The following is a 24,522-nucleotide window of genomic DNA, read 5'->3' on the forward strand; positions in this document are numbered from 1 at the left end:
AAGTCCATCTGAATCCGGAGCGCACCCTGGCATCGGCTCACAGATACAAGCAGGCAGCGTAACGGTTCAGGCGACAACTACCTTGACACACACCGCCTGCCGCAAAGAAAAGTAGGCAAAAGAAAGCGGCTTTACACCGCCAGCTCATAAGCGGGTCCCCCGCGCAGCCACGGTAGTGGTGCATCTGGAATCCGTGCACTCGCACACTCCCCGCTAGTGACAACGCACTCATCAGCTCCCACTCCGCACTGCGTGCGTCGCGGATGGGTATGCCTGGGAAACCACGGGTATGTGATCGTCTGGTGGCAATTGCGGAGATCAGGTGGGTATGTTGATGGTCGCCTGGCGCCAAAGTGCTGCGGAAATGGGGATTGCGGCCCGGCCGCTGAGGGGCTTCGGAAACGCCGTTTGGGCCGGTGGATAGGTGGCCGCGTTGTCAGACGGCTTGCACGGCGTGTACGCCCCGTGCGTCCTGCACATCCAATGAGTCGGGCGGCGCTTTCGCGCCGCCCTCCCATTTTCTGTCTCCCCGTCTCCCGGCTGGCGCGCTTAGTGCGTCGGCAAGCCGGATTCCAGTTGACGCTGCAGTTCGCGAACCTGGCGTTGCGCGGCGCGTAGCTGGTCCTGCGCAGCAGCCTTCTGCTGAGCCAGCGCGGTTGCTTCGGCGCGGGTCTGCGATTGCTGATTCGTCACAATGGTCTGCTGCTGACGTGCGACGTCAAGGTCAGCCTGCAAACGGTTTGCACGGTCCTGCGACAAGGCGATCATGCGTTCCGTGAACGCCTTCTGCGCCTCCAGTTGCGTGCGGCGAATCTCGACATCGGACAGTTGCAGCGTCTGACGTACAAAATCCTTGTAAATCATGTCGGCACGCGCGGCGTCCTGCGTCTTGATGACGCGCCAGAAATTCTTCTGCTGGAACAACGCCACGTAGTACGTCATCTCCTTGCCGTAAAACAGCAAGCTCGCTCCGTAGCTGCCGTTGTACGTCGTGCGCAATTCGCTCAGATCCGAGCCGCGGATCATCTGCTGCAATTCCGCTACATTGCCCGCCGCAGATTGCCTCGCTTCGTCTGGCGTCAATGCGTTCGTCTGCGCCTGTCCAGCCGCTGTATTGGCCGGCAAAGCCGTCGTCGCGCCCGGCTGGGAAACGACGCCAGCGCTCGCCCCACTATCCGGCAAAGCCTGCGCATTCACGCCCTGCACGGCCCCCATCGCGATGTATGCGGCCAGGGCAATCTGCCGTAGTTTCGACTTTCGGTCCATGTAAATCCTGCTTGAACAGTTTTTGTTTTAGTACAACCGTCTCATTATTACTCACTTTCGCGGGTTTCGGGCTCTTCGTCAAAAATTTGGTACTTGCGCATCTTCTCCCACAAAACCTTGCGGCTAATACCCAGGTACAGCGCCGTATCCTGCCGGCGCCAACCGTTTGCATCGAGCGCGGCCAGCACACGATTGCGCTCGGCCATGTCCCATTTGCTGCGATCCACCAGCACCTCGGCGGCGCTCTCGGCCGGCACCGGCTGGCTGGTGCGCGCGAGCGCGAGCAGCCGTTGCAGGCGCGCCGCGTCCCACGCGCCGATCTGGCGCACCGTCACGCCGATCCGCTCGGCCAGGTTGCGCAGTTCGCGCACATTGCCGGGGAAATACGTGTCGGCCACCGCATCGGCGAGCCAGTATGGAAGGTCGGGAAGGCCAGCAAGCCGCTCGCTGCCGACCACCTGCGCGATGAACGCCTTGAAGATCGCAATCTTGTCGACCGCGCCCCGCTCTTCGAGCGACGGAATTTTCAACTCGATCACCGCCAGCCGGTAGTACAGATCGGCGCGGAAAGTGCCGTCCTTGACCAGTTGCGGCAGGTGCTTGTTGGTCGCCGCGACCAGCCGGAAATCGAGCTTCACCGGCGTGGCCGAACCGATACGCGTGACCGCGCTGTCTTCGAGCACACGCAGCAGTTTGACTTGCTGGTAGAGCGGCAAATCGCCGATTTCGTCGAGAAACAGCGTGCCGCCGTCGGCCTGTTCGAAGTAGCCCTTGTGCGCGACCACCGCGCCCGTGAACGAGCCTTTCGAGTGGCCGAAGAACAGCGATTCGAACAAACCGTCCGGAATCGCACCGCAGTTCACCGCGACGAACGGCCCCTGGCCGTAGCGGGTATGTTTTTCGTGCAGCAGCTGCGCAATGCGCTCCTTGCCGACGCCGGTTTCACCGTGCACCAGCACGCTCGTGTCGCAATCGGCAAACGTGTCGACTTCGTGCAGCAGCGCCTGCATGCACTCCGAGTTGGCGATCATCGCGTCCGACTCGTGCGTCTTGGCACTGTGCGCGCGCAATTGCAGCACCAGCTTCATGACCATGCCGCGCAATTCGGCACAGGTGAAGTCGAGCGGCAGGATGTGCGAATAGTCGGATGGGTACGTAGCCGGATCGTGGTCGCGCGGCGCGGCGCCGACCCACACGACGGGAATGCCGTGCGCGGCTTGCCAGTCGCGCATGAGCAGCGCGCCGCTGTCGATCACCGAGACGCTGATGATCGCGAGCGACGGCCGCAAGGCAGTCCGTTCAGGCGAGATCGCGATATCGTCCGCGCGGATCACTTCGACATCGAAGCTCGCCATGCAGCGCGCGACCCGGTCGACGATGTCGGCCTTGCCCTCCCAGACGTAGATATCGAGTTCCTCGATTTTGGGGTTGGTTCTCATCTTGTCTTGGTTACGCTAGTTGACCAGTTGCGCGACGCCGCACGTCAGCGACATGTTGTGGACTGTGGCGGTGCCGACTTGTGCGCCCAACAACGCAAGCGTTGGGACGAGGATGTTGTCGAGGCTCGAAAGAATAGGGGTAAGCGCGGTCGCGAGGGCCGTCGCAAGACCGGAGACAATCGGTTGAAGCAATAGGGAGAGATCGATCGCTGCAACGCCGACCTGTAGTGCGCCGGGCTTTGCCAACGCCGTGAGTAGCTGGCCAGTGAAGGTTCCCAATCCAGTACCAAGCTGGTTCGAATTAACCGTCTGGGTAGAGTCAAAGCTTCCGGTAGAACCGTTAAACGGTGGCAAGGTCTGAGCACCGGGCCCGAATGTCAGTGGTCCAATACCGTTGAGAGCCACATTCGCTACCGTGATGTTGGCTCCTAGCACAACGGCATTTACCGATGCTACGTTAACGGTGCCCCCGCACGTTGAATTTGCACCAAGGCACACCGTTGCAACACTTGGTGTAACCCGGATCACCGCGTTGGTGGCGGCCTTCGTGCTTTCACAATCCACCGAGACCAGATCGGCGACGCCTTTGCCGACTGTCGCCGACACTACGAGCGGCGTGTTCAGTGCGGCGACGGTAACGGACAGGCCCGGAACTCCAATGGACAATGTCGGGAAAATCGCCGGTAGCAAGTTCACGCTCAAGTTGACTACCGCCGTGCGCGCCTCCGTGCGCCACGGTGCATTGGCGGCAGTCCCCACAGTGCCCCCCTCGCCTACCGCCAGCACCGGTGGGTTGATGACCTGCAAGGAAATCCCGGCCGCCCCGAGCAGCCCTGCCGTTACGTTGATCACAGGTGCCTTGCCGGTCATTGGGTCCGGACGCTGCGCGATCTGCGCGGCGACCATTACCGCATCGAATGCATTGATTGTGGCGGTCGTCGCGGCATTCGGATTGGCCAGCCCAAGCGCAAGCAATCCAGGCGCCGAGGGGCCGTTATCCCCAACCGTGATGTTCTGACCACCAGGAACGGCAACGGCCAACGTCTGCAAAATCGCCGCGTTGACGGTGTCTCCGCCCGCCTGTAACGCGGTGACCATCGCGACCATCAACTGCTGATAGGTCACCGTCGTAGCGAGCAAGCCTTGCATCGTCGACGCGCCTAGCGCCGCCATCAAATCGCCCAGCTTGATATGCGCGGTCGCCAGGCTCTGCGTGTCACCCACGCTGAGCGACACGCTCGTATTCAGCAACCCACCCAGAATCGCATTGAGCAGCGCCGATTGCTGCGTATTGATCGTCGCGATGCCGGTGCCGAGAGAGAACGCATCGATGTTGGATGCGAATGCGGTAGCGGTCGCCTGCACGGTGCGCGACGGCCCAAGAAAGAAATAAGGTACGACCTGAGTCGCCTGCACCTGCACCGCGTTGAGCGGGTTGCCCGTCGTGCCGAAGTAGCTGCTGGTGGTCGTATCCCAGCGTCCGCAGGTCGTGCTGAGGGTGGCGCCGGTGCCGTTGACGGCGAAACCGTTGGACGTGGCATTCTGCTGCGCGGCCGTGGTCGCCGTCGCGCAGCCGCCGGACGTGCTGATAACCTGGACCGCCGCCATCGCCGCCAGATCCGCAGTGCGCTGCAACTGCCTGCGCACGAAATACACATTGCCAATGTCGATCGCGCCGAGCGCCGCTATCGCGATGCTCAGCCAGATCACCGCCAGAACCGCGATCGCGCCATGCTGGCGGCGTGCGCCGGACAGCGGCGCGCCGCCGCGCCGTGCGCGAAGCAAGCGCGGATGGCGAGCGGCCACGGTAAAGGTCGAACAATTGCTCATGTCAGTTCGTACCGCCGCCAGGGCCGCTGCCACCGGTCGCACTCATCGCGCCACCGGCACCACCGCTACCACCGCTGCCGGAATTCAACGCGGAACCGTAAAGATCGGGAATTTTGCTCTTGAACGATTCCATGTAGCGGCGATAGGCAAGCCCGGCTTCGGCGCCCAGCATAGGGAGCGCCGGTGCAGCCGCCGTGTTGCTGCTTTGCAGGTCGAGCCACGCGCGGGTCGAGTGACCCACCTCGCTCACGCGGACCGGCGGTGTGGTCTCAACTGGCTGAGCGGTGTCGTTCGTCTGCGCAACCGCAGGAGCAGTCATTCCCATTGCCATGCCGAAGCACAGCATCGCCACTGCCCAGCTTCGCTTCGTTATTCCGCTATTCATCTCAATTCCCCTGATTACCTGATCGGTCACGCCACGCCCATCGCTCGCTCACTGCGCAAAACGCTGCAAGACGCGCGGCGCCGGCTCGATACCCTGTGCACTCGCGACCGTGCCGGTGCTGACGACTGATCCCGTCTGCCCGACCTGTTGTTGTGGTTGCGTCTGCGACCCGCGGGACAGCGCGCGCCCCGCCGCAGCCACTTTCGCCGCATCGTTGCGAATCGCCGCACGCACGTCAGGCGTGAACTTCTGCTGGTTCATCACCGCCAGCGCCTGCGCCTGGTCGCCATTGGCGAGCAGATAAAGCACCATGTTGCTGACGACCTTCGGATTGTTCTGATCGAGCTCGGCTGCCTTCATGAGCGGCACGCGCGCGCCATTCACGTCGCCGTTACGCAATCGCGCATAACCGAGATCCGACAGCGTGGCCGCATCGGTCGGCGCGAGCTGCACCGCCTGCTGCAGTTCCTGCGCCGCGTGCGCAAAGTCGCCGGCCGCGCCGGCGATCAGGCCGCGTCCGCGATAGCCGCGCGCGGCGAGCGGCGTCTTCAGCAGTTCACCGTAAGCAGTCGCGGCAGCCTCAGGCTGATCGGTCATGCGCAAAGCGTCCGCGCGCAGCAAAATCGTGTCGGGGCTGACGCCGTACTGCTTTTCGTACGCGTCGATATGCGCAAGCGAAGCGAAGTAAAGCCCCTGCGACTGCATCTGGTCGATCAGGCCAAGGTACATGCCGGGCGTGTCCGGCGCGGGATCCCGATTGGCCTGCTGGGCCATCGCCGCACGCTCGGCCTGCGCGCCAACGCCATAGCCCGTGACGTCTTTGGACGCGCACGCGCCAAGCAGGGACAACATGGCCAACGCCGCAGCGCAGCGCGCGGTCCGTGTGGAACACACCCGGAATTCGAACGGTAGACGGTGAGCCATTGCAAATTCCTTACCGTTGCATCGAGAGTAGTGAATGCTGAACAGCCAGCACGCCCGGGCCGGCTGTGACAATCATCAGCGCGGGTAGCAGCGTGACGATCATCACCCCGGTCATCTTCACGGCGAGGCGGCCAATGCGCTCGCGCAACATCGCCCGGCGTGTTTCGCGCAGACGGTCGCCGAACTGCTTGAGCGGTTCCTGCACGGCGCCACCGTGCCGATCGACCTGCACCAGCAGGCGCACGACGGCGCGCAAATCTTCATTGTCATAACTGGAAGCGAGCCGGTTCAGCGACTGCTCGCGAGTACGACCTGTCGCAAATTGACGCTGTGCGATTTCCAGCTCGCTCGACAGCACCGGCAGCATCGAGCGGAAATCGTTGACCATCACCTGCAGGCTCTGATCGAGCGACAAACCCACGCCCTGCAGCAGGCGCAACAAATCGACCAGCAACGGCAGTTCGTCGACCACGCCGGCGCGGCGCTTGCCGGCGCGCCGCCTGAGTAGGATCTTCGGCAGCATGAAGCCCATGACGACCGAGATAACCACCAGCACGACGAGGCGCGAGCCATCCAGATAATCGTGCGCCAGAGTGCCGGCCAGCGCAGGTAGCACCAGCGCGCCCACGAGCCGCGCCACCAGAAATAGGCCACGCGTGCGCGTATCGATGAAACCGCATTGCTCAAGCAGCCGGCGGTCTTCTTCGGCAACGATCTGTCGGCCCAAAGGTGTGTCGAGCCAGCGAACTCCGGTGTGCGCGAAGCGCTCGAGCAAGCCTTTGAAACCCTTTGGCTGCACGTTATGCCGGACAACTTTCGCGTCGCCCTGAACACCCTCAGCGCCGCGTGCAGCCACCGAGACAGCCGCCGCTGCGGTCTGCAACGCGCGTTCGTCGAGCGCGTGCCTCAGCGTGCGTTCGCTGCGCCGCACGGCGGCAACGCGCGCCAGCACCAGCGCGGCAAGCAGTAGCAGCGCGAACGCGGCGAGCGCCAGCGCCAGAGCAACGAGTTGATGGGCTTGCATCGTCATGTCCTCAGCCTTGCGAGGCGATACAACATATAGGCGCCGACCACCTGCAAGCCGAACGCCAGATAGACCAGGAAGCGCCCGGTTGGGTCGAACCACATCGAGGCGAAATAACTCGGATTGGAAAGAATCAGAAAACCGCCAATGCCGATCGGCAGCATCGCCAGCACCCACGACGACAGCCGCGTTTCCGCCGACATCGCCACGAGTTCGCGCTCGGCCTGTTCGAGATCGCGCATGAACGAGGCCATGCGGTCGAGCATCACGTCGGCACGACCGCCGTATTTGACCGACAGCCGCAGCACCGCGCCAACCAGTTCGAGCTCACGCACGCCATAGATCACCGCGACCTGCGAAAGCGCACGATCGATTTCGACGCCGGTGCGCAGCATTCGCGACACGTAGTCCAGGCATTCGCGCAGCGGCGCTTCAGTGCTTTGCAACGCCGCCTGAAACGCGGCCGGTACGCTGTTGCCGAGCGTAATCAGACGCACGATGCCGTCGAGGAACAGCGGCAGTTGCCGCACGATCAGTTGACGGCGCTTGTTCGCGCGCACCGACAGCAGAAAATAAATGAACATCACGCACGCAATCAGCGTCGCGCCGACCGCCAGCAAACCACCCACCAACGCCGCCCAGGTACACAGCAACAACACGATCGCGCAGGTGATCACGACCGGCCCCTTGGACTGGGCAACGCCCGCGCGAGCCATCGCGTGTTGCAACATGAAGCGAACCCGCGCCTGCAGGTAGCGCCATTGCGCGAGCCAGTCCGCGTCGGCCGGCAGAGCTTGAGGTGCGATCGCGACAGGCGCAGAGCCGGCGCGCGCAGCCGCAGCGCGCGGATTGCCCGCCGACCCGCTCGCGAGGCCACCCGGCATCGCCACCGCCATACGGCTATCGATATAGCGTTCAGTGCTCATCTGGTCTTTGCGTTGCGTGCCACGCTGCCACAACAGCAACGCGAGCGCCGCGCACAACAGCGCAAGCGCCGCGAAGACCAGTACCGCGCTAGACATTGAAGCCTCCGCCGAAACCGCCACTGCCGCCGCCGAAGCCACCACCGCCGAAACCGCCGCCACTGCTGCCAAAGCCCGCGTTGCCGAAGCCGTTCTGCGCTTCGCCGCCGCCCAACGCCTGACGGAAACGCGTCAGCTTCGGCGAGTGCGGATGGATGCCAAGCGAGACCCAGTTATCGAGTTCCTCGCCTTCGGCGGTCGCGATCGCCTCGTAGCGATACAACTCCTGCGTCGCGATGATGTTGTCCGACAGACCTGTGACTTCGGTAATCGACAGAATCCGCCGGCGCCCGTTGGAAAGCCGTCCGATCTGCACGATGAAGTCGATCGCGTTCGCGATCTGCCGGCGCAGGCTCGACTCCGTACCCTGGAAACCCGCGAAACCCGCCAGCATTTCGAGCCGGTACAGGCATTCGCGCGGCGAGCTGGCGTGCACGGTGCCCATCGAGCCGTCGTGGCCGGTGTTCATTGCCTGCAGCATTTCGAGCACCTCACCGCCGCGCACTTCGCCGACGATGATGCGGTCCGGCCGCATCCGCAGGGTATTGCGCAACAGGTCTCGAATGGTCACGACACCCGCGCCGTCGAAGCCGCCCGGACGGCTTTCGAGCCGCACCACGTGCGGGTGATTCAGCGACAGTTCGGCCGTGTCCTCAATCGTCACGACCCGCTCCGGCTCGGGAATGTGAAACGCCAGCGCATTGAGCAGCGAGGTCTTGCCCGAACTCGTGCCGCCGGACACCAGGATGTTGCAGCGCGCGGCGACCGCCGCATCGAGCAGCGCGCCGATTTCCGGGTTGTAGGTGCCGTTCGCGAGCAGATCCTCCGGACGCATCGGATCTTTGCGGAATTTACGGATCGAGACGATCGGCCCGTCGATCGACAGCGGTTCGATCACCACATTCACCCGCCCACCGTTCGGCAGGCGCGCGTCGACCATTGGGTTCGATTCGTCCAGACGCCGTCCGATCGGCGCGAGAATGCGCCGCACGATCCGCAACAAGTGCGCGTTGTCGGCAAAGCGCACCTGAATCCTGGTCAGGATGCCGTGCCGCGACACGTACACGTCGTTGTAGCCGTTGATCAGAATATCCTCGACCGCCGGATCGGCGAGCAGATCCTCGATCGGCCCGAAGCCCGCCAGTTCCTTGGTCAGCGCCTCGGCAATCAGCCTGACTTCGCTCTCGTTGATCGGTATCCGGCGCAGCCGCACGAAACTGTCCATCTCCAGATCGACGAACTGGTTGATCGCATTGCGCGACCAGCGGCCGAATTCGGAACCGAGTTCCTCGATCCGAGTAAGCAGATGCTCGTGCGCCGCGTTCTTGATGTCCTGGAACTGCTGGCTATGCGCGAACGAGGGCGCGTCGTCGGCAAATTCGATTTCTTTTGCCATCGTCTATGACCGCTTGTAAGTGGTTGGAATGAAGCGCTTGAGCGCGCCCAGCGCGGATTTGCTGCCTGCTTGCGAGGTTGCGCGCGCCGCGCCGCCGAGTCGTTCGATCAAGGGTTCGAGCGCGCGCACGTAGGGGTCGCGCGCGGCGGCATCGGCCAGCAGATGTCCCTGATTGACCGCCTGCCCAAGCGTGATGCGCCGCTCCGGCAAACTGGCCAGCAACGGAATTTCCAGCCGCTGCGCGATCTGCGCGGCGGCGAGCCCGAGGTCGGCGTCGAACTTGTTGACGATCAGTTGCACATTCGCCGTGTCCACCCCCTCCTCGCGCAACGCGTCGAGCACGCCGACCGCCGATACGATCGAGGCCACACCCTGATCGCACACCAGCCAGGTTTCGTCGGCGGCCTGCACGACGTGAGCGATGAACTCGCTGTTGGTAAAACCGCCGAGATCGACGATCTGTTGATCGAAGAACGCGCGCAGCCGGTTCAGCAACCCGATCGATGACGAATACGAGACCTCACGCATATCGGCGAGATTGGGCGGCAACGTGGTGAGCGCGAGACCGCTCGAATGATGGGACAGCGCGGTGTGCACGAAAGTTTGGTCGAAGCGGCGCAGATTGCGCACGGCTTCGACGAAATTGAATTCGCTACGCGTGTTCAGAAGCAACGAGCCGTCACCAGCGGGCAGGCCGAGATCGAGCAAAGCGGCTTGCCGGCCTTGCGCGACGTCGCGCCGCTGCAACATCACGGCGAGGTTCGCGGCCAGCGTGCTGACCCCCATGCCGATGCGCGCGCCCAGTAGCGCGGTGACGTGTCCATGGCGGCTGACCGGTTCGACAAGGTTGTCCAATACCTGGCGTGTAATGCGCAACGCATCTTCGGCCGGAGCGGACACATCGATAAAATCGCGCACGCCGGCACGCAACGCGGCCAGCGCGCTTTCAGGCTCAGCGAGCGATCCGAGCGCGACGATCTGCATGCCGGGATAAGCTGCGCGCACCGCACTCGCCGCAGCGCTCGCCGCGGCGGCACGGCCACCGGAAAAATCGACGAACACCAGCGACGGGTTCAACGCCGCAATGCGCTGCATCAACATCGAGGGATCGAGTGTGGCCGCTTCGACCACGCCAGCTCCCACCAGCGTATCGGCGAGCCAATGCACGTGCGCGTCGGCTAGCGACGCGAACACGAAATAGTCGGTGACCGCCCTTTCAGTCAATGAATGCGTTCTCGCGTTCATGTTGAACATCCTTTTGCGGCATTGGCTGCCAAGCCGCCGCGTCGTACTGCCTGCCAGCCGGCCTACGCTGCTCGCGTGCCTGCTGGCTCACTGCTCCACCGATCCGGCGCGCCGTTCGGGCGCCCGCCGGCTTCACTTCGAAAATCCCGGCGCCGCATCATGCGTCGCCGCCACGCCACCGATCAGCGAGCGCCACACCGGGGCGTTACGCTGTTCGGACTGCTCGCCCGGCGTCGTCGGCAAGGCCGCGCCCTTCGCGAACGGCGACACCAGATGCGGCGTCACGATGATCACCAGCTCCTTCTCGTTCTGCTGGTAATTCAGTTGCTTGAAGAAGGTGCCGATCACCGGCAGGTCGCCGAGCAAAGGCACCTTCGCGACATTCGATGCGGTCTCGCGGTCGATCAGGCCGCCGATCACGAAACTCTCGCCGTCGCCGAGTTCGACCGTAGTGTCGGCACGGCGCGTGGTGAACGCGGGCACCGACACGCCGCTAATCGTCACGGCGTTGGAGAAGTCGAGTTGGCTCGCCTCCGGCGCTACCTTCAACGCAATGCGTTGCGGACTCAATACGGTCGGCGTCAGCGTGAGCCCGACCCCATAGGGCTTGAATTCGATCGAGGTCGAACCGAGTGCCTGCGGAACCGGAATCGGTATCTCGCCACCGGCAAGGAAACTCGCGCTCTGCCCGGATAAGGCCACGAGTGTCGGCTCGGCCAGCACGCGTGCAAGATTGTTGCTCTCCAGCAGGCTCAGGTTCGCGAACAGTCCATGCGTGGCTGAGTTGAAAACCAGGTTGAACGCGGACGAAATCGGCGTCGAACTTGTCATTTGGGGCGCCTGCCCCGCGGTTGCCGAAAGCGAGTTCAGTGCCGACGGTGCAAACGAGCCGAACGTAAAGCCGTTGTTCTGCTTGAAGAAGTTAAAACCCACTTCCTTGAGCACCGAGCGGCTGAACTCGACCACCCGCACATCGACCTGCACCACCGCGCGGCTCGCCACCGACGAGGTGTCGAACACCGCGCCGTCCTTGCCTAGCGAACCTTCCGCAGCGACCACGGCGCGCTGGTGCGCCTCCATCGTCGCTGCCGAGCCCGAGACCACCGCCGTGCTGCCCAGCACCTTGACGGCCGGCGTATCGGGCCCAAGCAGCGAGGCCGCGGCCGGCGTGATGACGTTGACCGTGTAGGTCAGCGGCGCTTCGCGATCACTGGTCCATAACATCAGGTTGGTCGTGCCCGCTGCTTTGCCAACCAGCAGCACGCCGCCACGCTTGTCACCCTTGATAATCAGCACGTCGGCCACCGCAGGGTCACCGATCGCGACACGCTTCAACGTGCGGCCGGGTGCGAGCGACTGCTGCGCGCCGACCTTCAGGTCAATGGTCTGCGAGTACGCAGCTTGCGCCGCGTCGGACATCTGTGAAGATTGCCCCCGCTGCACCACCGGACCCGCCGCATCAGTCGCAGCCGACAGGCCGAGCAAGGCCAACCCGAGCCACGCCGCTTTTCCGAAAACAAAATTCCGTTCTGTCATGTAGTTTTGGACGCGTCCGGCCGCCCGCTCCCTGAAACTGCTTACCAGGCGACCGTCTCGGCGCGCCCACCCCGTATCACTTCGATACCGCTCTTTGTACTATTGGTGTTACCCGCAACCCGCGTCGGCGGCAGCGGTATATGCGGCAGCGCCGGCCGTACACCCGCGCCTGCCGAATTGCCGCTTCCCGACAAGGCATCCAGCGACACGCCCGCCGCGGCGCGAGTCGAATCCTGCAGCGGCGCGCTTGCGCCGGCCACCGCTGCCGTTTTCAACACGGTGGGATAGGCCGGCAACGCATTCTGATCGACTACTTCGGCATCCTTGGGATTGCGCAACGCGAAGATCAAACGGCCAGCGCTTTCCGCGAGCGTCAGGCGGTCCACGTCGGCGACCGGCACGGCCAGCACCGCGGTGCGCACCATGCCGTTCGGGTCACCCGGGTTGTCACTGCTTGTGGTCGCATTGCCGAACGCGAGCACGCGCACTTTCGACATCAGCAAGCGCGCCTGAGTACGATCTATTTCACCGCCGTTGCCAATAGCGCCGTCGCGCTTGAGCGTGAAAAACACATCGACAAAATTACCGGGCCGCAATCGGTTGCCGACCGCATTGCCTTCGTCGACCCTCACCGCCAACGCCCGCTCGCCCGGCTCGACACGCTCCGCGAGCCCAGACGACAGTTGGGTTTCAAGCACCGGCGAGTCCGCACCGATTTCCGCGTTCGGCACGCGGCCGGCCAGTTGCGCCGGGTCGGTAAAGGCCCCGTTCGGATTGATCGGCAGCGACTGCACACGCAGTTCGTCGACGGTAATCGGCTTGCCTGCGGGCAGCGCGTGGGTCGCCACCACCACCGGGAAGCTCGCCTGCACTGCAGGAGTCACGGCAACGGGCGCCGGGCGGCGCGACAGCATCCACGCGAACAGCCCGAGCAGCAACGCGGCTGCTATCAGCACCCCTGCAAGAATTTTTGTCAGATTCGGCATGACGACTCACTGCTACGGTTAAACAATGCCGCGGCGGGCAAGCGTTCGCACCCGCATGGACGAACATAAAAACTGGGAGCCGGCGCGTACGTCACTGAATGTTCTCCGGGTTGAGTTGTACAGTGGCGTTGCTCGACAGGGAGTTAGGCAGCGTGATGCCCATGAGGGGCAAGTTCGGCACGATCGGACTAGCCTGATAGTTGTAAGCGAGCAGGACATTCACGCACTGCATGGTGTTATTGGGGCCACAGGGCGCCGAAGAAGACGTGCACTGCGCGGATTTCACTAGTGTCGCGATCACTGACTTTGCTGCCGCGCAGCCGGCGTTCCCTCGATTGACGAGCGCGGTCTGCAGCGACGTGTTGGGCTGCCAGTTCAGCGCGGCGCGCGCGCCTTCTTCAGCGGCGAGCGTCAGGTTCTGCTGCGCCACGAAAATCAGACTGAAAGTCACGATCCCGTACAGGATGATGAAGAACAGCGGGAACACCATCGCAAATTCAATTGCCGTGACGCCCCGTTGCGCGCGCGCGCGCAACGCCCGGACGTGCTTGAGCGGCGCGCGCGCAGCACGGATCGAACACGGCTTCATCGCAGCCCCCCAGGCAGCCCTTGCAGCACAAGCCATGCACTGGCGGCCACGGCAAGACACGCGGCGTACGGCGTAGAGGATTTACCGGCCAAGTCGAAGGTCGCGCCGGGAGAACGGATCAGACCGGCGAGCCGCGTACGGGTTGTGATCAACAGCCAGAGCGCATGGACGCCGGCGGCAAGACTGGCCGCCATCCAAAGTCCGAGCAACGCATGCATGCCGCACCACGCCCCCATGACGGCGAACACCTTGACGTCCGCAGCGCCCATTACGCCGATTGCAAAAAATGGCAATAACGCGACGAAACCGATTAGCGCGCCAATACCCGCCTGGGTCAACGGCACGCCAAAGGGCCCGCACTGGAGAAACGCGCAGCCGAAAGCTGCCGCCAAACCGGTAGCGACAACCAAATTGGAAATACGCCGACTGCGGCAGTCACTTATAGCGACTACCGCAGCCCAGGCGACAAATAACAAAATACCGACAGAGACATTCATTTCGCACTCGACAGGCGAAGCGACGCCATGCGAATTGCAATGCAATTCGCATTAACCAATGGCGTGCGTTATAAAACGCCGACAAAGCGAACAAACGTATTAACGTCAGTCGCTCCGCTGGACGTTTACAGGTTGCCCTTACGCTGCTGCCGGAACGACGATCAGAGCCTGGACCGCGTTCAACACGGTTTTGAGGCTCGTGCCGATGTTTGTTACCGACGTGGCAATGACGAGTACTACTAACCCCGCGATCAAACCATACTCGATGGCCGTCACGGCCCGGTTATCTCTCAGGAAGCGTTTGGCGAACTTTTTCATTTTTACCCTCGGACTTTCATTTATTTCGTTTGTTTACGTGCTGCTTCGGATGACGGAGTCTTGCGCGCTACGGACCATTGGTCTCTCATTCCTGGCCCTGCTTGTTGCGCCGCAGAAGCACCGCCTTGCAGCCGGCTTCAATAAAACAGATGTCTGGTAGCTGTCTGTTCGATTACGCACCTCCCTCGTCAATCCTTGATGCTTTCGGGTTTTATAGCCGAACAATCATATTTAAGCAATTGTCCGCTGCCCTTAGCCCCACACCATATGCGTTTTGGTGTCGTACTCAGGTTAACGGCAGTTCGTGCGTTGCAGCACATAGGAATAACCATGAGTTAGATTCGCTGCACTAATTATTTGTTTGAACAGAACGTTTCAAGCGCAAGAAACCCTCGCGCTGCGCTTGCGTTACGCCGTGTTTCGTAACGGCGCGCGCGGCTCGTTACGTTACGCAGCCCCCGCAAACGTTTAGCGGATTGATATTCGCACGCTATATCCGAGTTAGCGGGCACTCCATCAATTCCTCGCAAAGCCATATCAGATATGGCTTCACGCCCTTCAGTAAAAAAATATCCTGCATTACTCAGTCGAAATGGCACGGCTCATGCAGAGATAGGCACGCAGCAACACCCAATAACACATGCGATGCGAGGGCGACATGAACATTCAAACGGCCAACACTACAGTACGAACAACCCTGATTGCGGCCAGCGTGGCTGCGATGCTTTCTCTTGGCGCTTGCGGGGGCTCCGGAACCCTTAGTTCCGGTACCGGCAGCAACAGCACCGGCAGCGGTTCCGCCGGCGGCACCCTGTCCACCACCAGCGGCACCGGGGGCACCAGCGGCAGCGGCTCGATGGGCTCGGGCGGTTCCGGCTCCACCTCCGGCAGCGCCAATTCGGGAAGCAGCTCGGGTACGGACAGCGGAACGGGAACAGGCACAACCCCGGTCGCGAATGCGCTCGGCACAGTCATCGGCAATTCCAGCGGCGTGGTCAGCGATGTCGGCGCGACGGTCTCGAGCATCGGCACCGTGATCGGCTCGCAAAACCTGCCCGGCGTCAGCTCGCAAACCACCCAGGCCGCCGGCGGCATCGTGCAGCAAGTCGGTTCGGCAGTATCGACGCTCGGCAACGGCGTATCCCAAGGACTCGGCCAACTCGGCAGCGGCGGTAACGCGGTCGGCACAACGGTCTCGAGCCTCGGTGGTGTGGTCGGTCATGTCGGCGGCGCCGTGACGGACGCGGGCAACCTCGTGACGAGTCTCGGCAGCGGCCCGCTCGCGCCGTTGGCAGCGGTCACCACCCCGCTCGGCGGTGTCGTCGATACGCTCGGCGGTGCCGTGACCAACGCCGGCGGCACGCTCACCACCGCACTCTCGACGGGTCCGGTTCAGCAGATCACGCAAACGCTCAGCACCGCGATCACCCCGATTACGTCGATGGTCGCAGCGACCACGCAGACGGTCGGCAACACGACGGGCCTCGGCGCACCGCTGAACGGTCTGCTCTCGACACTCGGCGGTGGCCTGGGCAAGGCCGGCACGCTGATCGGCGCAACCGGCGGCAATCCGATCACAGCCGCTCTTGGCCATACGGTCACCGATACCGGCACCACGGTCGCATCGTTGGGCGGTCTGCTCACCGGCGGCACCAGCGGCAATCCGCTTGCTCCGCTCACCAGCGTACTCGGCGGCTTGACCGGCGGCTCCGGCTCCAGCAGCAGCCCACTCGCTCCGCTCACCAGCGTACTCGGCGGCTTGACCGGCGGCTCCGGCTCCAGCAGCAGCCCGCTCGCTCCGGTTACCGGCTTGCTCGGCAGCGTGACGGGCAGCCTTGGCGGCGCCTCGAGCGGCAGCAGCCCGCTGGCACCTGTTACCGGTCTGCTCTCGAGCGTGACCAACGGCCTGAGCAGCGCGACCGGTGGCAGCAGCAGCCCGCTTGCCCCGGTTACCGGCCTGCTCTCGAGCGTGACCGGTGCGCTCGGCGGCGTCACCACCGCAGCCGCCACGCCGGCCGCGACGACCAGCACCACCTCGACCACCTCGACCACCTCGAGCCCCGGTCTCTCGCTGTCGAGCACCAGCGGCAAGGGGTCGTCGGCCAGCAACCCGCTCGCCCCGGTGACGTCGCTCCTCGGCGGCCTGCTCGGCGGTCTGGGTGGGAAGAAGTAAGCCATGCCGTCGCAGCCGTCGAAAGAAGCGCGGTCACCAGTACCCGGAGTGCGGCCCGCCCGCTGTACTCCGGCTCTGCCGGAACCTGGCTGAATTGAGCCGCGCCGCTCAAACACCCGTTACACCGGCGCACGGAAACAACGCACACGACATCCAGAAGACACTGAGACACTGAGGAGCACACATGTCCACCCAACGTTTTTTTTCTCTCCATGCGGCATGCGCGACCGTGTCGTCGTTGCGCGCACCGTTGATCGCCGTAGCGGTCGCAGGCTTGCTCGCCGCATGTGGCGGCAATGGCGTCACTGTGCCATCGAGCGCGTCCGGCAGCGGTAGTGCCGGCGGCGGCGGCACGACCAGCGGCGGCCCGCCCACCACCTCGACGTCGAGCACCAACGGCGTCGCCACCGCCGCGGCAAAGACCACCAGCGACCTCGGCAACACGATCGCCTCGCAGACCATTCCGGGCCTCAGCCCGCAAGTCACGCAAGGTCTCGGCAACGCAGTCTCGAGTACCAGCACCACGCTGAATTCGCTCGCCAATGCGGTGAGCGACGGCGTCGGGCAAATCGGCGTGACCTCCAATCCGGTCGGCACCACGGTCGCCGGACTCGGCTCGGTGGTCAGCTCGACGAGCGGTGTCGTGCAGGGTCTGAGCACGACGGTCGGTGGCCTCGGCACCGGCAATCTCGCGCCGCTGTCGCCGCTCACGACGCCGTTGGCAGGCGTGCTTTCCACCACCGCCGGCGCGCTGAACGCGGGTGGCGCGACGCTCGGCAATACGCTGGCCTCGGTGCCGGTGCAACAGATCACCCAGCCGCTTAGCACCGCCATCACGCCGATCGTGCAGACCGCCGGGCTCGTGACGCAGACGGTCGGCACGCAGACCGGCCTCGGCGCGCCGGTCGGTGGCCTGCTTGCGCAAATCGGCGGCGCGGTGAGTTCGGCCGGCACGCAAGTCGGCGCGACGACGAAGAATCCGCTCGGCGCCGATGTCGGCAACTTGGTCAGCTCGCTCGGCAACACGGTGACGAACGCCGGCGGCCTCGTCAATCCGAATGGCCCGAATGGCGCGAATCCGATTCCCGGCTTGATTACGAGCCTCGTTGGCAGCACCAACGTCGCCGTCGTCAATGGGCCGCCCGCCAACGGCAGCCCGTTCGGCCCGCTGCAAAACACGCTCGCGAGTCTCGGGCTCGGCAACAACCCGCTCGGCTCGGTCTCGACCCTGCTCGGCGGCACACCGCTGGCAGGCCTGAGCTCGGCACTGGGCGGCACGCCCCTGAGCGCGCTGACCTCGGGAACGGGCGGCTCGCCGCTCGGTTCGCTGACCTCTCTGCTGGGCGGCACGCCTTTGAGTTCGCTGACTTCGACGTTGGGCGGATTGGGTGGGTTGGGCGGCACGGGTAGCGCATCGAATCCGCTGTCGTCGCTGACGGGCGCGCTCTCCGGCGTGACCAGCAGCACCTCGGGTAGCAGCGGCGGCCCGCTCGCCCCCGTAACCGCCCTCGTCGGCCAGTTGACCGGCGCGCTCAGTTCGGCGGCCGGCTCGACGAGCAGTTCGGGCAACTCGAGCAGCGCAACAGGCGGCTTGACGACGCTGCTCGGCGGCCTGGTGCCGGTGAGCCATAAGTAGTCCGCATAAGTTGCCGATCGATGCCGCGTGCATAGGACGTCGTTTCTGACGCCCCGTTACACAGTGCGCATGGCAACTCGCCTTATCACGTGCTCCGCGCTTGCGCAGATGATGCTCAAGCCCAACGGAGCACGTGACGTAATACATGCAAGCATGGCAGTATGCGTCGAGCCACACATAAGCGATCGCGACCAGCCCGGCCAGGCGGCGCGTCCGCAAGACAAGAACGGCATACGAGGAAAATCCGATGAAACTCGGGTACGGTAGTAAATGGACCCTTCTGCTCGCCGCGCTTGCGGCAAGCGCGATGCAGGTAGACGCACAAGCGCAGTCACGCCCGGCTGGCCCGACAGTCGGCGGCAACCCACTCGATTCGCTGCCGCAGATCAAGGCACCCGACAAGGGCCCGAACGTGACCATGCAGGTTGCACCGCAAGCCCCGCAACTTCAGGAACTGCTGGCCCGCCATCTGACGCCCTCCAAAATTCAGGTCGAGGGCGTGAAATCCATTCCGTTCGATGAAGTCGCGCAACGCTTCACGCCGCTCGTCGGCAAGGACACCACGATTGGCGATCTGATTCAGGTCGCCAATGGCGTCACCAAGCTGTATCAGGATCGCGGCTACGCGCTCTCGTTCGCGTTCATTCCCGCGCAGACCTTCGAGGGCGGCGTGGTACGCGTGACGGTGGTGGAAGGCTACGTCTCCACGGTCAAGGTAACGGGCAAGGCGGGGGCGGTGGAAGACAAGATCCGCGCGATCGCGGACCACATCGTCGCCGACCGGCCGCTCAGGCGCGCCACCTTCGAGCGTTACGTCAATGTGCTGGGCCTGCTGCCCGGCGTGAAGGTCGCGGCCAACGTGCCGCCGCCGCAAAATACCGACGGCGCCACGACGCTCGAACTGAATGTCGATCGCAAACCGTTCGACGTCAGCACCGGTATCGACTTCAACCACCCCGGCGTGCAAGGCTTGCTGACCGCCACCGAGAATGGTCTCACCGCGCTTGGCGAACAACTGAGCGTGTCGGCCTTGCTGCCGAAGGGCCGTGACAACGTCACCTATCTCGCCGCGCACGCCACGGTGCCGATCGGCAGCAACGGCTTGATCGGAAAGATCGACGCAACGCACTATCGCGGCAATCCGGTGGACAACCCGGGCCTGCCCTCCTATATCCAGCGCACGGTCATCAACGACAAGATCGGCGGCTCGCTGGCCTACCCGATCCTGCTGAACAACAAGCAAAGCGTGATCGGCACGGCCTCCGTCTACGCGTCGCACGACGAGGACAGGTACAACAACCAGCAGACCGGCGCGCAGATCGGCTTTCGCTCGCAGGTGCGGGTGTTGCAACTGCAGGCCGATTACGTGAACGTGGAAACCGGCCAGGTACGGCGCGCGAGCGTCACGGTGGCAAAGGCATTCGATATTCTGGGGGCATCGAAATCCGGCGACACGAACGTGCCCGGCACTACCGTCACGAATCCGGCGTCGATCAACTTCGTGCGGACCGGCGCAAGCTTTTCACAAACCAACGAGTGGCCGTTGAAGATCGGCACCGCGGTTTCGTTGACCGGCCAATACAGCGCCGTCTCGCTGCCGACGTCGGAACAGATCTCGTTCGGCGCGCAACGCTTCGCGCAGGGTTATCAACCGGGTGAAGCATCGGGCGATTCGGGCTGGGGCGCGATGTTCGAAGTCAACCGGGGGTTTACACCGGGCTTCACCTATCTGCGCACCTTCACGCCCTACGTGTCGTTCGACATGGCTCGCGTCTACCTGCACGCGGGAACGCCGTCGCCGTCGAGGCTGTCGTCGATCGCATTCGGATTCCGGATCTCGGACGCGAAGTATTACAGTTTGGACCTGTCGGTAGCCAAGGCAATCGGCGACGCGCCGGTGGAGAGCACGTCACGCAGCCCACGCATCAACGCGACATTCTCGTATCAGTTGAACTGAGGCTCGACAGTGCCGCGTCCTGATTAGAGGTTCCACTATCAAAAGGCGCGCGCACTTTCACGCGCACTTCACGTATTCTGCGCTGGTGATATGCAGCCCGCGGCATTCGAGCCGCGAGCCGCAGAACGATGTAGCCGAAGCTGAACCTGAGAGCCATGCCGGATACACCAGGCATCACGGCGACTGGAAGTTGAAAACCGCCCGAGATGTCCGAGATGTTAATAACGCCGCGCGACCATGATCGCGCCGTCTTTAATCAAGGAGGAAGACAACCATGCAATTCACTCAACACGCGCGCACGATCGCGCTTCGCACAGCCAAACACGCCGCCCTCGCCGGCGTGCTTCTCGTCAGCGCCATCACGGCGATGGCACAAACCGATTCGCCGGTCGGCACATGGCAGACCATCGACGATCACACCGGCCAACCGAAAGCACTCGTGCAGATTACGCAGGACAGCAACGGCTCGCTGAACGGCAAGGTGATCAAGGGACTCAATGCGAACGATCAACCGGATCGCCGCTGCACCGAATGCACGGATGCACGCAAGGACCAGTTGATTCTCGGCATGACGATCATCAACGATATGAAAAAGGACGGCGACGGTTGGGATAACGGGCAGATTCTCGACCCGGAAAACGGCAAGGTCTACAAGTGCAAGATGCACCTGGAAGATGGTGGGAACAAGCTGGTGGTGCGTGGCTACATTGGCGTTTCGCTGCTGGGCCGCTCGCAAACCTGGATTCGTCAGCAATAGTGAGCGAGTCGTTCAGGCGCCGGAGCCTGAGACGGGATTGAAATACGACGCGAAGTTAATGCGCTATCAGGGCGACTACCGCAGTCCTGATAGCGCCACAAGAAACGGCCAGCGATTGCGATCGCCTGGCCGTTTCTTGTTTGAGCCTGGCTGACTGGCGTCGTCATGCAGCGTGCTTGAAGGGGGACGCATACGCGAACGGTGAAGACGGCAACGGTTTGACCGCAACCGAGCCGTACGCCGAAGGTGCTGCGGCCGCGACCTTCTCCGCGTCGACGCTCTTCTGTTCCGCGCTCACATGCTTGCGCATGCGCGCTTCCATCAGGTTGCAGAGCTCTTCGCTTCCGGCGCCAAACAACTGATCCATCACGCGCTTGAGCACGCCGGATTCGTACCACGCCTTGAAGCGGCGATGACAGGTCTGATACGACGGATATTTGCGCGGCATGGCGGACCAGGTCGCGCCGCTGTACATCACCCACAATACGCCGTTGAGCACCGAGCGGGTGTTGGCAAGCGGCCGGCCACGCAGTTCGGAGCGCGGACGCAATTCAGGGAGCAACGGTGCAACACGTTGCCATTCTTCGTCATTGATATCGCGGTACGGATTCATGGTTACTCCTTTGTCAAAACCATGACAAAGAAGATATCCAGTCGTCCGCAGGCGGAATATAAGACCAATCCGAATCTTGAAAATACGCCTTCTTACATCGCCTGTTCGGCGAGCGGATCGTGATCTATCGCAAAAGCATTCGCGCCCGCGTCATGCGACGGCTCAGGTCAGCGACGTATCGACGATCCGGCGCGGGGCGTCGAGATACTCTTTCGATTGCATTTCAATAATGCGCGACACCGTCCGCGTGAATTCGTTAGCCATCGGACCGTCGACGTACAACTGCTCGGGCGGCACCGCAGCCGACATCAGCAGCTTGACCTTGTGGTCGTAGAACACGTCGATCAGCCAGGTGAAGCGGCGCGCCTCCGAGGCCATGCGCACCGACATCTGCGGCACGCCGGACAGGATCACCGCATGAAAGCGGCTCGCCAGTTCCAGGTAATCGTTCTGCGAGCGCGGACCGCCGCACAACGTCGCGAAATCGAACCACACGACGCCGTCGGCGCGGCGCAGCGCCTTCAGCTCGCGCTTTTCGATGCGCAGGATAGGACTCTCGTCCGGAACCGCTGCAAGACGCGAAAACGCGTCGCGCAACGCTTTGTCCGAAGCGGCGCCGAGCGGCGTGTGATACACCTCGACCTGAGCCAGCGTGCGCTTGCGGTAGTCGATGCCCGCGTCGACATTGATCACGTCGAGCTTAGACTTGATCAGCTCGATGGCCGGCAGCATGCGGTCGCGATGCAGTCCGTCCGGATACAACGTGTCCGGATCGTAATTGGACGTCATCACGAACTGCACCCCGTTCTCGAATAGCTTGTCGAGCAGACGGTAGAGAATCATCGCGTCGGCAATATCCGAGACGTGGAACTCGTCGAAACAGATCAGCCGGTAACGCTTGGCGATACGACGCGCGAGTTCGTCGAGCGGATCGGCCGTGCCTTTCAGTTCTTCCAGTTCGCGATGGACCTCGCGCATGAACTCGTGGAAATGCAGCCGTGTTTTGCGCTGCACCGGCACGACCATATAGAAGCTGTCCATCAGGAAGCTTTTGCCCCGCCCTACGCCGCCCCACATGTACACGCCGCGCGGCAGATCCGGGTGGATGATCAGCTTCTTGAACGCGTTCGAGCGGCGCGACTTGTATTCGACCCACTCTTCATAGCACCGCTGCAGACGGTCGACCGCCGCACGTTGCGCCGGGTCCGATTGATAACCCCGCGTCTGCAGTTCTTTCTCGTAGTATTCGGTGACGTTCATTGTGTTGCTGCAAAAAGAAAGGCGGGAGGGAGTGAACCCGCCCGCCTTCGTGGTGATACCAGAGTTGCGTTCAGTCAGGCGTGCGCGTGATTACATGTTCAGCGCGCGCTTGTCCACGGCGAGTGCCGCTTCGCGCATGACTTCCGACAGCGACGGGTGCGGATGGCAAATACGGCCGATGTCTTCCGAGGCCGCCTTGAATTCCATCGCCACCACGGCTTCCGCGATCAGGTCCGATGCGTTCGCCGAGATGATATGCACGCCGAGCAGTTCGTCGGTCTTCGCGTCGGCGATCATCTTGACGAAACCATCCGCCTTGTTGATGCCCAGCGCGCGGCCGTTCGCCATGAACGGGAACTGGCCCGTCTTGATCTCGCGGCCTTCGGCCTTCAGTTGCTGCTCCGTCTTGCCGACCCACGCGATTTCCGGTTCGGTGTAGATCACCCACGGAATGCAGTTGTAGTCGATATGCGGCTTCTGACCGTCAATGATTTCAGCGACCAGCACGCCTTCATCTTCAGCCTTGTGCGCGAGCATCGGGCCACGCACCACGTCGCCGATTGCGTACACGTTCGGCACAGCCGTCGCGCAGTGGTCGTCGACGTCGATGAAGCCGCGCTCGTTTGCCTTCAGGCCGATCGCTTCGAGACCGAGGTTGTCGGTGTTCGGCACGCGGCCAATCGACACGATCAGGCGGTCGGCTTCGAGCGTTTGCGCGTTGCCGTCCTTATCCGTGTAATTGATCGTGACGCTCTTGTCGGTAGTCTTGACTTCACCGACCTTCACGCCGACGTGAATATCCAGACCCTGCTTCTTGAACTGCTTGGCGGCTTCCTTGGCGAGCGCCTGGTCGGCCGCGCCGAGGAATTCCGGCAGCGCTTCGAGCACGGTCACATCCGCGCCGAGACGGCGCCACACCGAACCGAGTTCCAGACCGATCACGCCCGCGCCGATCACGGCGAGCTTCTTCGGCACGGAGTCGAACGTCAGTGCGCCTTCGTTGTCGGCGACGATCTTGTTGTCGACCGGAACGTTCGGCAGATGGCGCGCCTTCGAGCCCGTTGCGATGATGACGTTCTTCGCCGTCACGACTTCGGTCTCGCCTTCGCCGCTGACTTCGATCTGCACGCCGGCGTCCGTCTTGCCGGTGAACTTGCCATGGCCCTTGAGCCACGTGATCTTGTTCTTGCGGAACAGGAATTCGATACCCTTGGTCATCTTCTCGACGATCCCTTCCTTGCGGGCCAGCATCTTCGCGATATCGACCTGCACGTTTTCCACGCTGATACCGTGGTCGGCGAGGTGATGCGATGCATTTTCAAACTCTTCCGACGACGCGAGCAATGCCTTCGACGGAATGCAACCCACGTTCAGGCACGTGCCGCCGAGCTTCAGCGCGCCGGCCGGGTTCTTCCATTTTTCGATACATGCAACCGTCTTGCCGAGCTGCGCGGCGCGGATTGCAGCGATGTAGCCGCCGGGGCCGGCGCCGATCACGACGACGTCAAATTCTTTGGACATGACAATCCTTTGGATGGCGGAACGGCGCGCGGCCACGCTTCGTAGCGCGCGTCGTTCCTGTACTGCGGAATGCGAAAGACGTGATGCTTGCCTGGTTCTTATATGGCGCCGGCTTGCACAATGACAAGCCGGCGCCGGAGAAGCCAGT

21 protein-coding genes are annotated in these 24,522 nt (G+C 63.0%); 4 read left to right on the forward strand and 17 right to left on the reverse strand.

Annotated elements, in window-relative coordinates:
• Positions 1–549 precede the first annotated feature (549 nt).
• The 14 genes from HWX91_RS27085 to HWX91_RS27150 form a co-directional block, all read right to left on the reverse strand.
• On the reverse strand, positions 550–1,266 hold the full coding sequence (locus HWX91_RS27085; protein ID WP_028199707.1) for a DUF2968 domain-containing protein: 717 nt from the start codon (positions 1,264–1,266) through the stop codon (positions 550–552).
• Between the two features lie 47 nt (positions 1,267–1,313).
• Positions 1,314–2,705, reverse strand: a complete 1,392-nt coding sequence (locus HWX91_RS27090; protein WP_028199708.1) for a sigma 54-interacting transcriptional regulator — start codon at positions 2,703–2,705, stop codon at positions 1,314–1,316.
• A 15-nt stretch (positions 2,706–2,720) separates the two neighbouring features.
• Complete coding sequence (locus HWX91_RS27095) at positions 2,721–4,535, reverse strand: TadG family pilus assembly protein (RefSeq protein ID WP_042276753.1); 1,815 nt, start codon at positions 4,533–4,535, stop codon at positions 2,721–2,723.
• A gap of 1 nt (position 4,536) precedes the next feature.
• Complete coding sequence (locus HWX91_RS27100) at positions 4,537–4,920, reverse strand: DUF3613 domain-containing protein (RefSeq protein ID WP_042276755.1); 384 nt, start codon at positions 4,918–4,920, stop codon at positions 4,537–4,539.
• 48 nt (positions 4,921–4,968) lie between these two features.
• Positions 4,969–5,844: a tetratricopeptide repeat protein gene (locus tag HWX91_RS27105; RefSeq protein WP_042276759.1), complete on the reverse strand. Its 876-nt coding sequence runs from the start codon at positions 5,842–5,844 to the stop codon at positions 4,969–4,971.
• 10 nt (positions 5,845–5,854) lie between these two features.
• Positions 5,855–6,868 (reverse strand): type II secretion system F family protein, encoded by a 1,014-nt coding sequence (locus HWX91_RS27110; protein WP_028199711.1) that lies wholly within the window; start codon positions 6,866–6,868, stop codon positions 5,855–5,857.
• 2 nt (positions 6,869–6,870) lie between these two features.
• A complete protein-coding gene (locus tag HWX91_RS27115) occupies positions 6,871–7,890 on the reverse strand; it encodes a type II secretion system F family protein (RefSeq protein ID WP_028199712.1) in 1,020 nt (339 codons plus the stop codon).
• Positions 7,883–9,286 carry a TadA family conjugal transfer-associated ATPase gene (locus tag HWX91_RS27120; RefSeq protein WP_028199713.1) on the reverse strand — a complete coding sequence of 468 codons (1,404 nt, stop codon included), beginning with the start codon at positions 9,284–9,286 and terminating at the stop codon, positions 7,883–7,885. The genes HWX91_RS27115 and HWX91_RS27120 overlap by 8 nt, the downstream gene beginning before the upstream one ends.
• A 3-nt stretch (positions 9,287–9,289) precedes the next feature.
• Positions 9,290–10,531 carry a fimbrial protein gene (locus tag HWX91_RS27125; RefSeq protein ID WP_028199714.1) on the reverse strand — a complete coding sequence of 414 codons (1,242 nt, stop codon included), beginning with the start codon at positions 10,529–10,531 and terminating at the stop codon, positions 9,290–9,292.
• A 132-nt stretch (positions 10,532–10,663) separates the two neighbouring features.
• A complete protein-coding gene (locus HWX91_RS27130) occupies positions 10,664–11,950 on the reverse strand; it encodes a type II and III secretion system protein family protein (RefSeq protein ID WP_042276802.1) in 1,287 nt (428 codons plus the stop codon).
• A gap of 158 nt (positions 11,951–12,108) precedes the next feature.
• Entirely contained in the window at positions 12,109–13,053 is a 945-nt protein-coding gene (gene cpaB, locus HWX91_RS27135; protein WP_028199716.1) for a Flp pilus assembly protein CpaB, read from the reverse strand.
• Between the two features lie 91 nt (positions 13,054–13,144).
• Complete coding sequence (locus HWX91_RS27140) at positions 13,145–13,543, reverse strand: TadE/TadG family type IV pilus assembly protein (RefSeq protein ID WP_244144149.1); 399 nt, start codon at positions 13,541–13,543, stop codon at positions 13,145–13,147.
• A gap of 95 nt (positions 13,544–13,638) precedes the next feature.
• A complete protein-coding gene (locus HWX91_RS27145; RefSeq protein ID WP_028199718.1) occupies positions 13,639–14,139 on the reverse strand; it encodes an A24 family peptidase in 501 nt (166 codons plus the stop codon).
• Between the two features lie 138 nt (positions 14,140–14,277).
• The gene (locus HWX91_RS27150; RefSeq protein WP_028199719.1) at positions 14,278–14,457 is read right to left on the reverse strand and encodes a Flp family type IVb pilin; all 180 of its coding nucleotides are present in this window, start codon (positions 14,455–14,457) and stop codon (positions 14,278–14,280) included.
• 658 nt (positions 14,458–15,115) lie between these two features.
• On the opposite strand from HWX91_RS27150, the gene HWX91_RS27155 reads away from it, so the two are divergent.
• From HWX91_RS27155 to HWX91_RS27170, 4 genes are all read left to right on the forward strand, one after another.
• The gene (locus tag HWX91_RS27155) at positions 15,116–16,630 is read left to right on the forward strand and encodes a collagen-like triple helix repeat-containing protein (protein WP_028199720.1); all 1,515 of its coding nucleotides are present in this window, start codon (positions 15,116–15,118) and stop codon (positions 16,628–16,630) included.
• Positions 16,631–16,814: 184 nt separating this feature from the next.
• Entirely contained in the window at positions 16,815–18,266 is a 1,452-nt protein-coding gene (locus HWX91_RS27160; protein WP_028199721.1) for a collagen-like triple helix repeat-containing protein, read from the forward strand.
• A gap of 247 nt (positions 18,267–18,513) precedes the next feature.
• Complete coding sequence (locus HWX91_RS27165) at positions 18,514–20,223, forward strand: ShlB/FhaC/HecB family hemolysin secretion/activation protein (protein ID WP_028199722.1); 1,710 nt, start codon at positions 18,514–18,516, stop codon at positions 20,221–20,223.
• A gap of 274 nt (positions 20,224–20,497) precedes the next feature.
• Positions 20,498–20,980: a DUF2147 domain-containing protein gene (locus HWX91_RS27170; RefSeq protein ID WP_028199723.1), complete on the forward strand. Its 483-nt coding sequence runs from the start codon at positions 20,498–20,500 to the stop codon at positions 20,978–20,980.
• A 163-nt stretch (positions 20,981–21,143) separates the two neighbouring features.
• Here HWX91_RS27170 and HWX91_RS27175 read toward each other — a convergent pair whose 3' ends face one another.
• The 3 genes from HWX91_RS27175 to lpdA all read right to left on the reverse strand — a co-directional run bounded on the left by HWX91_RS27175 (position 21,144) and on the right by lpdA (position 24,374).
• Entirely contained in the window at positions 21,144–21,593 is a 450-nt protein-coding gene (locus HWX91_RS27175) for a transposase (RefSeq protein WP_028199724.1), read from the reverse strand.
• Positions 21,594–21,755: 162 nt separating this feature from the next.
• On the reverse strand, positions 21,756–22,853 hold the full coding sequence (zapE, locus tag HWX91_RS27180; protein WP_028199725.1) for a cell division protein ZapE: 1,098 nt from the start codon (positions 22,851–22,853) through the stop codon (positions 21,756–21,758).
• Positions 22,854–22,943: 90 nt separating this feature from the next.
• The gene (gene lpdA, locus HWX91_RS27185) at positions 22,944–24,374 is read right to left on the reverse strand and encodes a dihydrolipoyl dehydrogenase (protein ID WP_028199726.1); all 1,431 of its coding nucleotides are present in this window, start codon (positions 24,372–24,374) and stop codon (positions 22,944–22,946) included.
• Positions 24,375–24,522 lie beyond the last annotated feature (148 nt).

It is taken from the genome of Paraburkholderia fungorum, assembly GCF_902833645.1.
Classification (GTDB): domain Bacteria; phylum Pseudomonadota; class Gammaproteobacteria; order Burkholderiales; family Burkholderiaceae; genus Paraburkholderia; species Paraburkholderia fungorum.

Bases quoted from the DNA above. Each gene is read 5' to 3' on its own strand.
- HWX91_RS27105 (WP_042276759.1), bottom strand. From the start codon at position 5,844: ATGGCTCACCGTCTACCGTTCGAATTCCGGGTGTGTTCCACACGGACC.
- lpdA (WP_028199726.1), bottom strand. From the start codon at position 24,374: ATGTCCAAAGAATTTGACGTCGTCGTGATCGGCGCCGGCCCCGGCGGC.
- HWX91_RS27095 (WP_042276753.1), bottom strand. From the start codon at position 4,535: ATGAGCAATTGTTCGACCTTTACCGTGGCCGCTCGCCATCCGCGCTTG.
- HWX91_RS27085 (WP_028199707.1), bottom strand. From the start codon at position 1,266: ATGGACCGAAAGTCGAAACTACGGCAGATTGCCCTGGCCGCATACATC.
- HWX91_RS27115 (WP_028199712.1), bottom strand. From the start codon at position 7,890: ATGTCTAGCGCGGTACTGGTCTTCGCGGCGCTTGCGCTGTTGTGCGCG.
- HWX91_RS27145 (WP_028199718.1), bottom strand. From the start codon at position 14,139: ATGAATGTCTCTGTCGGTATTTTGTTATTTGTCGCCTGGGCTGCGGTA.
- HWX91_RS27175 (WP_028199724.1), bottom strand. From the start codon at position 21,593: ATGAATCCGTACCGCGATATCAATGACGAAGAATGGCAACGTGTTGCA.
- HWX91_RS27140 (WP_244144149.1), bottom strand. From the start codon at position 13,543: ATGGTGTTCCCGCTGTTCTTCATCATCCTGTACGGGATCGTGACTTTC.
- HWX91_RS27100 (WP_042276755.1), bottom strand. From the start codon at position 4,920: ATGAATAGCGGAATAACGAAGCGAAGCTGGGCAGTGGCGATGCTGTGC.
- zapE (WP_028199725.1), bottom strand. From the start codon at position 22,853: ATGAACGTCACCGAATACTACGAGAAAGAACTGCAGACGCGGGGTTAT.
- HWX91_RS27150 (WP_028199719.1), bottom strand. From the start codon at position 14,457: ATGAAAAAGTTCGCCAAACGCTTCCTGAGAGATAACCGGGCCGTGACG.
- HWX91_RS27170 (WP_028199723.1), top strand. From the start codon at position 20,498: ATGCAATTCACTCAACACGCGCGCACGATCGCGCTTCGCACAGCCAAA.
- HWX91_RS27160 (WP_028199721.1), top strand. From the start codon at position 16,815: ATGTCCACCCAACGTTTTTTTTCTCTCCATGCGGCATGCGCGACCGTG.
- HWX91_RS27130 (WP_042276802.1), bottom strand. From the start codon at position 11,950: ATGTCCGACGCGGCGCAAGCTGCGTACTCGCAGACCATTGACCTGAAG.
- HWX91_RS27090 (WP_028199708.1), bottom strand. From the start codon at position 2,705: ATGAGAACCAACCCCAAAATCGAGGAACTCGATATCTACGTCTGGGAG.
- HWX91_RS27110 (WP_028199711.1), bottom strand. From the start codon at position 6,868: ATGCAAGCCCATCAACTCGTTGCTCTGGCGCTGGCGCTCGCCGCGTTC.
- HWX91_RS27165 (WP_028199722.1), top strand. From the start codon at position 18,514: ATGAAACTCGGGTACGGTAGTAAATGGACCCTTCTGCTCGCCGCGCTT.
- HWX91_RS27155 (WP_028199720.1), top strand. From the start codon at position 15,116: ATGAACATTCAAACGGCCAACACTACAGTACGAACAACCCTGATTGCG.
- HWX91_RS27120 (WP_028199713.1), bottom strand. From the start codon at position 9,286: ATGGCAAAAGAAATCGAATTTGCCGACGACGCGCCCTCGTTCGCGCAT.
- cpaB (WP_028199716.1), bottom strand. From the start codon at position 13,053: ATGCCGAATCTGACAAAAATTCTTGCAGGGGTGCTGATAGCAGCCGCG.
- HWX91_RS27125 (WP_028199714.1), bottom strand. From the start codon at position 10,531: ATGAACGCGAGAACGCATTCATTGACTGAAAGGGCGGTCACCGACTAT.